General features: G+C 62.0%; 9 protein-coding genes. 3 read left to right on the top strand and 6 right to left on the bottom strand.

Annotated features, from left to right (window positions below; all coding sequences use genetic code 11):
- The first annotated feature begins 288 nt into the window (after positions 1-288).
- A complete protein-coding gene (locus BLR71_RS00920; protein ID WP_092522166.1) occupies positions 289-1,086 on the top strand; it encodes an NRDE family protein in 798 nt (265 codons plus the stop codon).
- Positions 1,087-1,157: 71 nt separating this feature from the next.
- Here BLR71_RS00920 and ptsP read toward each other — a convergent pair whose 3' ends face one another.
- The gene (ptsP, locus tag BLR71_RS00915) at positions 1,158-3,419 is read right to left on the bottom strand and encodes a phosphoenolpyruvate--protein phosphotransferase (RefSeq protein WP_092522164.1); all 2,262 of its coding nucleotides are present in this window, start codon (positions 3,417-3,419) and stop codon (positions 1,158-1,160) included.
- Between the two features lie 66 nt (positions 3,420-3,485).
- Entirely contained in the window at positions 3,486-3,977 is a 492-nt protein-coding gene (locus tag BLR71_RS00910) for an RNA pyrophosphohydrolase (protein ID WP_092522785.1), read from the bottom strand.
- 224 nt (positions 3,978-4,201) lie between these two features.
- On the opposite strand from BLR71_RS00910, the gene BLR71_RS00905 reads away from it, so the two are divergent.
- Together BLR71_RS00905 and BLR71_RS00900 are read left to right on the top strand one after the other, a co-directional pair.
- Positions 4,202-4,855, top strand: a complete 654-nt coding sequence (locus BLR71_RS00905; RefSeq protein ID WP_092522163.1) for a histidinol-phosphatase — start codon at positions 4,202-4,204, stop codon at positions 4,853-4,855.
- A gap of 509 nt (positions 4,856-5,364) precedes the next feature.
- Entirely contained in the window at positions 5,365-6,759 is a 1,395-nt protein-coding gene (locus tag BLR71_RS00900) for an FAD-dependent oxidoreductase (RefSeq protein ID WP_092522161.1), read from the top strand.
- A 221-nt stretch (positions 6,760-6,980) separates the two neighbouring features.
- On the opposite strand, the gene rsd is transcribed toward BLR71_RS00900, so the two are convergent.
- The 4 genes from rsd to BLR71_RS00880 all read right to left on the bottom strand — a co-directional run bounded on the left by rsd (position 6,981) and on the right by BLR71_RS00880 (position 12,378).
- Positions 6,981-7,487 carry a sigma D regulator gene (rsd, locus tag BLR71_RS00895; protein WP_092522159.1) on the bottom strand — a complete coding sequence of 169 codons (507 nt, stop codon included), beginning with the start codon at positions 7,485-7,487 and terminating at the stop codon, positions 6,981-6,983.
- Between the two features lie 139 nt (positions 7,488-7,626).
- Entirely contained in the window at positions 7,627-8,157 is a 531-nt protein-coding gene (locus BLR71_RS00890) for a disulfide bond formation protein B (protein WP_092522157.1), read from the bottom strand.
- Between the two features lie 80 nt (positions 8,158-8,237).
- Complete coding sequence (gene gshA, locus BLR71_RS00885) at positions 8,238-9,845, bottom strand: glutamate--cysteine ligase (RefSeq protein WP_092522783.1); 1,608 nt, start codon at positions 9,843-9,845, stop codon at positions 8,238-8,240.
- A 172-nt stretch (positions 9,846-10,017) separates the two neighbouring features.
- A complete protein-coding gene (locus tag BLR71_RS00880; protein WP_092522155.1) occupies positions 10,018-12,378 on the bottom strand; it encodes a Tex family protein in 2,361 nt (786 codons plus the stop codon).
- Positions 12,379-12,452 lie beyond the last annotated feature (74 nt).

The raw sequence follows: 12,452 nt of genomic DNA, 5'->3' as shown, positions 1-12,452 counted from the left end.
CATATCAGCCGCCGCCACAAGCTATCTGGGCGCGTTTCCACTCGCATTGACTGCCTTTTCGGTTCGTCTGACCAAGATAGGGTGAGTGTACGTGGCTGCGGGAACCCTGTCATGAAACCGAGCGATGCTGTCGGCAATCGCCTACATCCAATGAGCGACTCCTGCCCTCTTTGCCTTTGCCAATCACCGCTAAGGTTACGTTGGGGAGCAGAGTCTGCGCTGCGATAACAAGCTCGCCATGCGCGTATCAGGCTTTGCGGCTTCGACACCGAAGGGTAAGGTAGCGCAATGTGCTTGATCGTTTTCGACTACCGACCCCATACCGCCGCTTGGTTGCGCCTGGTGGCCAACCGGGATGAATTCTTTGCGCGACAAAGTGCGCCCCTGGGAGCGTGGACCGACGAGCCAGACATCATTGGCGGCCGCGATTTGGTCGCCGGTGGCAGTTGGCTAGCGGTGCATCGCCGAGGACGCTTTGCCGCCGTCACCAATGTCCGCGACCCCGCCATCGACGCCCCACCCGACGGCCCTAGCCGAGGCCACCTGATCCCCGAGGCACTCAAGGCCGATGATCTATCGGCCTGGCTGGAGACTCTGGCGGGTGGCAAAGCCTATCGTTATGCGGGCTTCAATCTGTTAGTAGGCGATCACTCCGCGCTTTGGCACCTGCATCGCGGCAGAGATGCCATTGAGCTCAAGCGCCTGAGTGCAGGCCTTTACGGCCTTTCCAATGCGACGCTCGACACCCCTTGGCCCAAGCTAACCTTTGCGCGCCAGGGCCTGGCCGACAGCCTAGCTGCTGACAGGTGGCCACAATCGGCACTGGCGGCGATGCTCCAACCAGGCCTCGATATCGACGACCAGGCTCTACCCGATACCGGCGTCGGCCTCGCCCTGGAGCGCCAACTGGCACCTCCCTTCATTCGCGGCGAGACCTATGGCACCCGGGCCACCACCTGGCTGGAATGGCGCCAGAATGGCCCACTCGAATTAAGCGAACGTCGCTTTGGCGCCAACGCCAGCGATCTGGGCGTGACACACCTCTCGCTCTTTAACGGGAACTGGGACAGCACGCGGCAGACATAGAAGCTTGCGCCCAGGAAGCACCACACTGCCTGGCGCGACAGGATACTTCGTTATCCACTCGACAAGCCGAGTCAGTCTCTGGGGGGAAGCAGGTGAGCAAGCTGCCACTCACCTAGCCGGGCATTGAGATGGGCACGCACCGCCGACGGTGTCGACAGCGTCAGCGTTTCCTGAACCAGCTCACGGGCCGCCGGTAAAGACACGCGGCGAATGGCGGCGCGCACACGCGGCAAACTGGGGGCATTCATCGACAGGGTATCGAAGCCCATCCCCATCAACAGCAGTGCACCGGCCGGGTCACCCGCCAGCTCGCCACATACCGACGTCGGGACGGCAAGCGCAGCGGTTTCATCGGCCAAGCGTGCCAGCGCGGACAAGACCCCCGGATGGCAAGGGTCATAGAGCTCAGCCACTCGAGGGTTGTTGCGGTCTACCGCCAGCAGGTACTGAGTCAGGTCATTGCTGCCCACCGAGAAGAAATCCACGCGCCCCGCCAGCGCCCCAAGCTGGAAGAGCGTGGCCGGCACTTCGATCATCACGCCAATCTTCGGGCGTTCGATCAGCATGCCATCCTCTTCCAGCTCGGCCTGAGCTCGATCGATCAGACGCAGGGCGCTGTCGACCTCCTCGATATTGGTGATCATCGGCAACAGGATCTGCAAATTATCCAGACCATGGGACGCCCGAAGCATGGCCCGCAGCTGGACCATCAGCACCTCGGGATGATCCAGCGTCACGCGAATGCCACGCCAACCGAGGAAGGGGTTGGCTTCCTCGATAGGGAAATAGGGCAAATCCTTGTCGCCACCGATATCCAGGGTGCGCATCACCACCGGTAGCGGCGCAAAGCTCTCCAACTGGTCGCGGTACAAGCGGGTCTGCTCTTGCTCGCCGGGGAATCGCTCGGTGATCATGAACGGCACTTCGGTGCGATAGAGCCCCACCCCGCTGACACGTGGCTTGAGTGACGCTACCGCATCCACGGCCAAGCCGGTGTTGACCATGAGCTTCATCACATGGGCATCAGGCGTCTCACTGGGCAGATCCTGCTCATATTCGAGCACCTCGGCCAGCGCATCCTCCTCGGCAATCAGTATCTGGTAGTGCCGCTTGAGTTCTTCGCCGGGACGCACGAACAGTCGGCCACGATGGCCGTCGAGAATCACCGGCGCCCCGTTGAGGCGCGTCAATGGCAAATCGACCATGCCGAGTACCGTCGGCACGCCCATCGCCCGGGCCAAGATCGCTACGTGGGAGGTACTGGACCCGCGAATCGATACCAGACCGGCAAGCTTGTCGCGAGGCACTTCACCGAGGGTCGCCACACTGATCTCGTCACCGACCAGGATGGTCCGCTCGGGATACGTAGAGGGTGTCTCGGCACTCTCTTCCTGAAGATGCGCCAGCACCCGCCGCCCCAAGTCGCGCACGTCTGCCGCGCGCTCACGCAAATAGTTGTCGTCGACTCGCTCGAGGTACTGCACGTGGCGGCGCACCACGTCGGCCAGCGCGCCGGGCGCCCACTGCCCTTCGCGGATGCGCTTTTCGACTTCTTGCCCAAGAGCCGCCTCGCTGAGCATCTGCTGGTAGACCTCGAACAGCGCCAGCTCCTGAGCGCTGATCCGGCTGGCCAGGCGTTCCCCCGTGGCACGCAGTTCATCGCGCACCTTGAGAATCGCTTCCTTGAGCCTGTCGATTTCGTAGCCGATATCGGTAGGAATCAGGTCGGGCACGCTGTCCAGGTCAGCAGGTGGGGCAATCACCACGGCGTCGCCGATCACCATGCCCGGCGAAGCGGCAACCCCCGTAAAAACGGCCTGGCCATCGGCCCTCACCGGGCTACTCAAGGCGCCGGTGGCCAATGCATGGGCCAGCACCCCGCCCAGCTGCGCGGCCATGGTTACCAGAAAGGCTTCATCGCCCTCGTCATAGCGCCGCTTGTCTTGCTGCTGTACGACCAACACACCCAGCATGCGTCGCTGGTGGATGATAGGCACACCGAGAAAACTCGAAAAGCGCTCTTCACCGGTTTCCTCGAAATAGCGAAAGTGCGGATGCGCCGGCGCATCTTCCAAGTTAAGCGGCTCCTCACGCTGACCGACCAGCCCTACCAAGCCTTCACCCAGGGGCATGCTGACCTGCTTCACGGCACGCGAATGCAGGCCGATGGTCTCCATCAGCACCAGGCGTTCCAGCTCGACGTCGTAGAGATAGAAAGAACAGACGTCAGTACGCATCGCTTTGCGAATGCGGCGCACCATAGTCGAGAGCGCCGCATCCAGATTGCGCGCCTCGTTGACCTCTTGGACGATACGACGTAACACGTCGAGCATGAGCGTTCTTCTTGTCATTGTCGGTTTGAATTGCAGCCGGCTTGAGTGTCGGCGCCCGACCCGGGGTCAATCACCCCCCAGGGCCAGTCGCTGCGCGCGTGGGGCCAGCTCACGCAGGGCACGGCGATAGACCTCTCGCTTGAAGGGCACCACCTGCCCCAAGGGATACCAGTAGCTCACCCAGCGCCAACCATCGAACTCAGGCTTGGGGGTGGTATCCATGCAGACCCGACTGTCGGTACAGCGAATTCTCAGCAAAAACCATTTCTGTTTCTGGCCGATGCATACCGGCCGTGAATGGGTTCGTATCATGCGTCGTGGCAGACGGTAGCGCAGCCACCCTCGGGTACAGGCGAGCAGTTCGACATCGGCCTCGGTAAGGCCGATCTCTTCTTCCAGCTCCCGGTACAGGGCCTGTTGCGGTGTCTCGTTGGCCTGGATGCCTCCCTGGGGAAACTGCCACGCATTCTGTCCTACCCGACGCGCCCAAAGCAGCTGGCCCTCATGGTTGGCAATGATAATGCCAACATTGGGGCGAAAGCCGTCAGCGTCGATCACGGACATCACCTTATGAATCCAATATTGAAGCCATTCTTCCACAAAGCTGGAAAGGGCATCAATACACTTCACAGCGCCTGCCTGCAGCGGTGTTCAACGCCAAACCACTCTGCAATAATTCGCCTCTGATCCAGTCGCCTTCCGGCGACAGCTTTATGACCTGCGGCACAAGCCCTTATGGCGCAGATCCTGACGTCCATTGCCAACACTACAAGGAGTGTGCCTTGAGCCTGGCCATCTTCGATCTCGACAATACTCTGATCGGCATCGACAGCGATCATGCCTGGGGAGAGTTCCTGCTCGAACAGGGCGCGGTCGATCCGGTTGCCTACCGGGAGGCCAACGAGCGCTTCATGCGCGATTACGAGAACGGCACGCTCGACATGCATGCCTTTCTCGAAGTCGCGCTAAAACCGTTGGCCGAAAACACCCCCGAGCAACTGGTCGCCTGGCACCAGCAGTTCATGGCCAGCAAGATCGAGCCGGCCATTCTGACGCGGGGCGAGGAACTGGTGGCACGTCACCGCACGCGGGGCGACACCCTGCTGATCATTACAGCGACCAACCGCTTCATTACCGGCCCTATCGCCGAGCGGCTGGGGATCGACAACCTGATAGCCGTCGAGCCGGAAGTTCACGAAGGGCGCTACACCGGCCGCGTCACCGGCACGCCAAGCTATCGAGAAGGCAAGGTCGTGCGTCTAGAGCAGTGGCTCGAAGGGCGCGGTGTGACCATGGATGGCGCCTGGTTCTATAGCGACTCGCATAACGACCTCCCCCTGTTGGAGCTGGTGGACCACCCGGTGGCCGTCGACCCCGACCCCAAGCTGCGCCAACACGCCCTGGATAATGGCTGGCGCCTGATCAGCCTGCGCTGAGCCTACGCCACCCTCAATAACCTTTCCCCTCCGCCCTGTTCGGCCATGATTCCACTCACTGGCCAAACAGGGTGTTATCCGCTAATGGGCACGCAACAAGATCAAGCCCCGCCTCACCCCTCAGGCCCTAGCTCGCCCCGACGCTCAGGTGCCCCCAGCCCCCTCCCCGGCCTCAGATGACGCCAACCGGCATGGCATTTCGACAATTCATGGCTATGATGGATCTTATCCATTGGTGCAACGCAGCAAATATTGCCAATCGCGACATCCATCCAAATCATTGATTTTTATGCAATAAATGACGCCCCACATACCCAAGGAATTCCTTATGGGGTTCTCCTTCAGCATAAAGTCGAGCTTTGGGATGGATTTTATTTGTCCACGAAGGCGCTATAATGCGCGCAATGCTTCATGTCGACCCTGCCGGCGACAGCGCCTCGCCTGCAGGCTCAGGGCCTCCGAGACCGTCTCGGAGGGTTCGTCCCGCACCAAGACAAGCGAGAGACCCCATGACTACCCCGACCTACGATGTGCTAATTGTAGGAGGCGGCGTTTCCGGCACCGCCCTGCTATATGAACTGGCCCGTTACACCGACCTCAAGGCCGTCGGTCTGGTCGAGAAGTACGATCATGTGGCGATCGTCAACTCCCACGGTCGCAACAACAGCCAGACCATTCACTGCGGCGATATCGAAACCAATTACACCCTCGAGAAAGCCAAGGTGACCAAGCGGACCGCCGGCATGGTGATCAATTTCGCCACCAAGCTGACCCCGGTTAAGCGCGACAAGGTCGTCTACAAGTATCCGAAGATGGTGCTGGGCGTGGGCGACCGCGAAGTCGACTTCCTGCGCAACCGCTTCACCAAGTTCTCCGAACTCTTCCCCAACATGAGGCTGCTCGAGCGCGACGACATCGCCGAGCTCGAGCCCAAGCTGGTGGAAGGCCGTCGCCCGGAAGAGCCGATCGTGGCCATGGGCTCTACCGGCGAATATACCGCGGTCAACTACACCACCCTTTCCGAAGCCTTCGTTGAAGAAGGCCAGAAGGCCGCCGACGAGAAGGGCATGGACTTCGACGTGCACCTCTCGACCGCCGTCGAGAAGATCCATAAGGAAGGGGATCTCTTCAAGATAGAGACGCCCAACAAGGGCACCCTCACGGCCCGCTACGTGGTGGTAAGCGCCGGCGGCCACTCGCTATTGTTCGCCCATCAGATGGGCTATGGCCTGGACAAGTCCTGCCTGCCGATGGCCGGCTCCTTCTACTTCACGCCCAAGGTGCTCAACGGCAAGGTCTACACCGTCCAGAACGAGAACCTGCCCTTCGCCGCCGTGCACGGCGACCCGGATGTACTGGTCGAGAACAAGACCCGCTTCGGCCCTACCGCCCTGATGCTGCCGCTGCTCGAGCGCTACAACGGCAAGACGTTCATCGAGTTTCTGAAGGTGCTGCGCCTGGATCAGAACGTGGTCAAGGCTTTGTGGGATCTGCTCAAGGTGCGCGACATTCGCAACTACATCTTCAAGAACTTCATGTTCGAGGTGCCCTGGCTGCGCGAGCGCCTGTTCCTCAAGGACGTGCAGAAGATCGTGCCTAGCCTGACCGTCAAGGACGTGAGCTTTGCCAAGGGCTTCGGTGGCGTGCGGCCACAGCTGATCGACAAGGAGAAGCAGAAGCTGGTCATGGGCGAGGCCAAGATCAACCCGGGTACCGGTATCGTCTTCAATATGACACCTTCACCCGGCGGCACCAGCTGCCTTGGCAATGCCGAGAAAGACATGTTCCTGGCCCAGGAATTCCTCGGTTTCAACATCGATACTGAGGCCTTCGAGCGTGACTTGCTGACCGGCGAAGTGCCGTTGACGGATATCGAGCGCCCCGAAGCCACGTCGCTGATGTAAGCCATCGCTCTGGACATCAGTCTCTGGACAACAAGCCCAGAACGCAAAACGCCCCGGTCATAGGCCGGGGCGTTTGCGTTGGCTTCAGACGTTGAGCGATGTTGAGCCAATGACCTGAAATCAAGAGGGGCCTGCTGACAGTGAGACGGTCCCCGCAGGCACCCGAACCAAGATATCGCGGCCAGCGCAAGGCCAGCCGACAGGCTCACTCAATATCAGGCTCAGGAGCTGGTCATGCCGATAGAGCGCTGAACCTCTGTTGGCGGCGAGTGCGCGGCGTGCAGGCGACCAATGAGCTGGTCTTCCAGGTCGAACCGCGACTCCAACCCCTTTGCCAAGCGGTCTAACCAAGCCGGCAAGCGACACAGATAGTACTCGCAGCGATCCGGAGTGGCGTAGTCAGCATCGAATGACAGCACCAGCTCAGTGGACATCTCGAGACGCTCGAGCAACTGATCGGCAATGGTCAGCGCCTCGTCGTCGCTGAAGGCCTTGGCCTCCTCGCGCAGCTGCGGGTAAATCTCGAAATGGCCGGCGCTGATGTAGTCCATGAGCAGCTCGCTGAAGCCATCGATCTGAGACTTTTCAACCGACTCGAGAGCGTCGTCGCAATCTTTTCTGAGCGCGACGAAGCTATTGAGCATCACCCGACGCTCTTCGAGCCACCGATCGATCAACCGATGGACTCCCCCCCATCGCTCCAGTGCGGTTTGGCAATCTTCCAGCATAGTGGCCTCCCAAGCCCGGGCTCTATGCCCACTGACGTAACTCCGTTGTGAGCAAGACTCCGCTTCCGCGGATTGCCTGTCAATGCAAAGATGCCGCGCCTTTTGATCCAGAACAACTCTTAGTCAACGTACGAGCGTTTCAAGCAGCCACTTGACGACGACGCCCGTTCAAGGCGGCGCGCAGCATGCCAAGCGGCGACAGTGCCAGCACGACAAAGCCGATCAGGGTCCAGCCCGGCAGCGAGAGGCCAAGCAAGCGCCCACCCACTTCCGCACATTCGCCAGAACCTACCAGCACCATGCTCAACACCTTCTGCAGCGGCAGAATCTCCAGCATGTAATCAAGCCCTGGGCCACAGCTGGGCACTTCGCTGGGCGGCAGCGACTGGAGCCACAGATGGCGACCGGCAAGCCCTATTCCGGCGGCCACCGTAAGAAGTCCCAGCACTCCGTAGACGATGCCTCCCCACCCCCGCGGCCCATGCAGTGCGGCCAGTGCCAGCACCAGCGCAGTGGCCATTACCGCGACACGCTGGAAGATGCACAGCGGACAGGGTTCGAGCCCCATGACGTGCTCAAGAAACAGCGCAACGCCCATCATCAGCACACAAAACCCCAGCCCTACCAACGCAAAGCGACGCGGCGTCCACGCCTCGAGTGATCGCATCATGCAGACAACATCCTTAAAGAGAATCAGAGACCAAGGGGCTCGCCCGCTCTACATGCAGAGATGGCGCGCCCCAACAGGAGTCAGGCCTCACCGATCGGGCGAGGTTCCCGCGCCCGGGCGAAATAGTGAGCCAAAAAGTCGTCGAAGCTTTCCACTTCGGCGGCCTCGATGTCGCCCTGCTGCTGCAGAGAGGTCTCGCGAAGCTCTTCGAGCAGCGCGTCGCGGGCGCGGTCCATCGGCTCGGCGCGCCAGGCTTCTGCTTGCTCACGGGCCAGCTCGAGAATCGCCTCGACGAAGTCTTCGTCGTTATCGCGCAAACGCGCCGCCAGCTGGCCGGAAGGCGTCAGGCTCGGATCGTCGAGCCGCGGCTTCATCGCACTCAGCGCCTGAGCATGTGCATCGCCACCTTCGATGATATCGAGCAACTCGGCCACGCCGCTGAGCTCCGAGAAGATCTCGTGACCACGCTCGCTAAGACGCTGAGGCTGGCCGTCGATGGTCAAGCGCAGCTCGGGGTCACGGCCGCGCTCGACGACGAGCCGGCGATTGTCATCGAGCCGATCGCACTCTTCATCGGAAATCCACGGGCTTTCGGCCAGCAGACACCACATCAGGAAAGTATCGAGGAAGCGCATCTGCGTCTCGTCGACGCCCAGTGCCATGAAGGGATTGAGGTCGAGACAGCGGACCTCGATGTACTCGACGCCCCGCGCCTCGAGGGCCTGGGTCGGGGTCTCGTCGTGGCGCGCCACCCGCTTGGGGCGAATGTCGCTGTAGTACTCATTTTCGATCTGCAGAATGTTGGCATTCAACTGCCGCCATTCACCGTCCACCTTCACGCCCTTTTCCTGATAGGCAGGCCAGGGCGTCGAAATGGCATGGCGAAGCGTACCGACATAGTTCGACAGCGAGTTGAAGCAGATCTTGAGCTGTTCCTGCACCTTGTTCTGATAGCCCAGATCGGACATGCGCAGCGTCGTCGCGTAGTCGGACAGCAGCGTATGGCGGCCATGCCGATGGAGCTTGTCAGAGGCGGGACGCCCGTCGAGGAAGCTCTCATCGATGGCCGGCGACGCACCGAACAGATACATCAAGAGCCAGCTGTTGCGGCGAAAATGTCGAATCAGACCGAAGTAGCGCAGAGACTGATAATCCCCTTCGGTGTCGCGGCCCGCCTGGCGGTCGAGTTCCTTGAGCAGTGGCCAAAGGTTATCCGGCAGCGAGACGTTGTAGTGCAGCCCGGCAATGGCCTGCATGATCCGGCCGTAACGCACGTCCAAGCCCTTGCGATAGACATGCTTCATGGTGCCGACGTTGGAGTCTCCATAGTCGGCGATGGGCACGCTATCGTTACCATCGAGCCGTGAGGGCATGCTGGCCGGCCAGATCAGTTCTTCGCCAAGATAGCGATAGCTATAGCGATGCAAGTCACCGAGAAAGGCCAGTGCATCCGCCGGCCGACAATGAACCGGTGTGATGTACTCGAGCAGCGCCTCGGAGTAATCGGTGGTGATGTACGGATGCGTCAGCTTGGACCCTAGGCGACGGGGATGTGGCGTCGCGGCGATCATGCCGCTGGCATCGGCGCGCAGGCCCTCTTTCTCGATACCACGACGCAGTCGGCCGATCAGCCCTTTGCGGGCAGGCCCCTTGAGACGGGAGAGAACGGTGGCGAGTTGCTCGGACAAGGTGAACACCCCATGTCATGGAAGGGCGGGGCCGGGCCCCTCTCTTCGCTCTGGATAACGGGGCGAGCGCCATAGGCCTGGCGCTCGCACGATACGGATTGCCACAATCGGGGGCATAAACAACTAATTATGCGGCCTCGACGGCAGCTTTCAAGGCGCCGTCATGCGGCCATCACTTGGTCTTGTGCTTGGCCTGCAGGAGGGCCGCACCCAATGCGCCCACCGGCTGTTCGCTGCGCGACGCCTCTCCGCCCTGGCGACGAGGCTTGCGCTCACGGCTGCTGCGCCGCGAATCACTGCCGCGTCCGCCGCTGCTTTCCGCGTCGGCCGCTTCTGGCTCATCGTCCAGCCGCATCGACAGACCGATGCGCTTGCGCGGGATATCCACCGCCATCACCTTGACCCGCACGATGTCGCCGGCCTTGACCACGCTGCGCGGATCCTCGACGAAGCTGTGCGACAGCGCCGAAATATGCACCAGGCCATCCTGATGCACACCGATATCGACGAAGGCGCCAAAGTGGGTGACGTTGGTTACCGTGCCCTCGAGCAACATGCCGGGCGTGAGATCCTTGAGGGTCTCGACGCCCTCCCGGAACTCAGCGGCCTTGAACTCCGGGCGCGGATCGCGGCCGGGCTTGTCGAGTTCCTTGAGGATATCGCTGATGGTCGGCACACCGAAGCGCTCATCAGCATACTCGGCGGGCTTGATCGCCTTGAGTGTCGCGCTGTCACCGATCAGGCTCGCCACCTCGCGACGCCCGGCCTTGGCGATGCGCTCGACCAGCGGATAGGCCTCAGGGTGCACGGCGCTGGCATCCAGCGGGTTGTCGCCGTTCATGATGCGCAAAAAGCCGGCACACTGCTCGAAGGTCTTGGGCCCCAGCCGGCTGACCTCAAGCAGTGCCTGACGGCTGGTAAAGGCGCCTTCCGCGTTGCGGCGAGCGACGATGTTCTCGGCAAGCCCAGGGTTGAGCCCCGAGACCCGCGATAGCAGCGCGCTGGACGCCATGTTGAGGTCGACGCCGACGGCGTTGACGCAGTCCTCGATCACCGCCTCGAGACTGCGGGAGAGCTGAACCTGAGAGACGTCGTGCTGATACTGGCCGACACCGATCGACTTGGGCTCGATCTTGACCAGCTCGGCCAGCGGGTCCTGCAGACGACGGGCGATCGAGACGGCACCACGGATGGTGACATCGAGATCCGGGAACTCGCGCGCCGCATACTCGGAGGCCGAATACACCGAAGCGCCGGCCTCGCTGACCATCACCTTGCTGATCTTGCGGCCTCCCTGGCCGCCCAGGCGGCTGATCAGCTCGCCGGCCAGCTTGTCGCTTTCACGACTGGCCGTGCCGTTGCCAACCGCGATCAGCTCGACGTCGTGCTTCTGGACTAGCTTGCCCAGCACTCCAAGCGACTCATCCCAGCGGTTCTGGGGCGCATGGGGATAGATGGTGGCATGCTCGAGAAACTGCCCGGTGGCATCTACCACCGCCACCTTACAGCCGGTGCGCAGGCCAGGGTCGAGGGCCAAGGTGGCCTTCGGGCCCGCCGGGGCCGCCAGCAGCAGGTCCTTCAGGTTGGCGGCGAAGACGTTGATCGCCTCGAGCTCGGCGCGCTCGCGCAGCCGCCCCATCAGCTCGGTCTCGAGGTGCGTATAGAGCTTGACCCGCCAGGTCCAGCGCACCACCTCGCGCAGCCAGCGGTCTGCCGGGCGGCCATGGTCCTGGATACCGGCCTGGCGAGCGATCGCCACTTCGGCCGGGTGTACCGGCGCCTCATCCTCGCCAGGCAGCTTGAGGGCCAGTGCCAGTACGCCCTCGTTGCGGCCACGGAACATCGCCAGCGCGCGATGCGATGGCACTTTCACCAGCCGCTCATCATGTTCGAAGTAATCGGAGAACTTGGCGCCCTCCTCGGCCTTGCCCTCGATCAAGCGAGAGCTGAGCTCGCCTTCTTCCCAGAACCGTTCGCGCAGGCGCCCGACCAGCTCGGCATCCTCGGCGAAGCGCTCCATGAGAATCTGCTTGGCGCCGTCGAGGGCCGCCTTGGCATCCTCGATGGCCGGGGTATCGCCCTCGGCGGCTCGCAGGTAGCCCTGGGCTTCCTGCTGAGGGTCGAGAGACGGATCAGCCAGCAGCGCATCCGCCAGCGGCTCCAGACCGGCCTCGAGGGCGATCTGCGCCTTGGTGCGGCGCTTCTTGCGATAGGGCAGGTAGAGGTCTTCGAGTCGCTGCTTGGTATCGGCATCGCGAATCTGCTTGGCAAGCGAGGGATCGAGCTTGCCCTGTTCATCGATGGCGGCCATCACCGCCTCGCGGCGCTCTTCTAGCTCGCGACAATAGCGCAGGCGCTCGTCGAGCTGGCGCAGTTGGGTGTCGTCCAGCCCGCCGGTGACTTCCTTGCGGTAGCGGGAGATGAAGGGCACGCTGGCCCCGCCGTCGAGCAGCTCCACCGTGGCCGCCACCTGCTGGGGGCGAACGGCGAGTTCTTCGGCGAGGCGAGCATTGATCTTGGCTTGTGCGTCCATGGAGTCCTTGACGTTCGACCGACGAAAGATCGCGACAAGGTATCATAAACGCTTGGACATCGCTGAGATCCGGC

This window comes from Onishia taeanensis (assembly GCF_900100755.1).
Lineage (GTDB): Bacteria > Pseudomonadota > Gammaproteobacteria > Pseudomonadales > Halomonadaceae > Onishia > Onishia taeanensis.
The sequence above is the reverse complement of the archived record's forward strand: the minus strand, read 5'-3'. Positions and strand labels throughout refer to the sequence as shown.

Bases quoted from the DNA above. Each gene is read 5' to 3' on its own strand.
- BLR71_RS00920 (WP_092522166.1), top strand. From the start codon at position 289: ATGTGCTTGATCGTTTTCGACTACCGACCCCATACCGCCGCTTGGTTG.
- ptsP (WP_092522164.1), bottom strand. From the start codon at position 3,419: ATGCTCGACGTGTTACGTCGTATCGTCCAAGAGGTCAACGAGGCGCGC.
- BLR71_RS00900 (WP_092522161.1), top strand. From the start codon at position 5,365: ATGACTACCCCGACCTACGATGTGCTAATTGTAGGAGGCGGCGTTTCC.
- rsd (WP_092522159.1), bottom strand. From the start codon at position 7,487: ATGCTGGAAGATTGCCAAACCGCACTGGAGCGATGGGGGGGAGTCCAT.
- BLR71_RS00890 (WP_092522157.1), bottom strand. From the start codon at position 8,157: ATGATGCGATCACTCGAGGCGTGGACGCCGCGTCGCTTTGCGTTGGTA.
- BLR71_RS00880 (WP_092522155.1), bottom strand. From the start codon at position 12,378: ATGGACGCACAAGCCAAGATCAATGCTCGCCTCGCCGAAGAACTCGCC.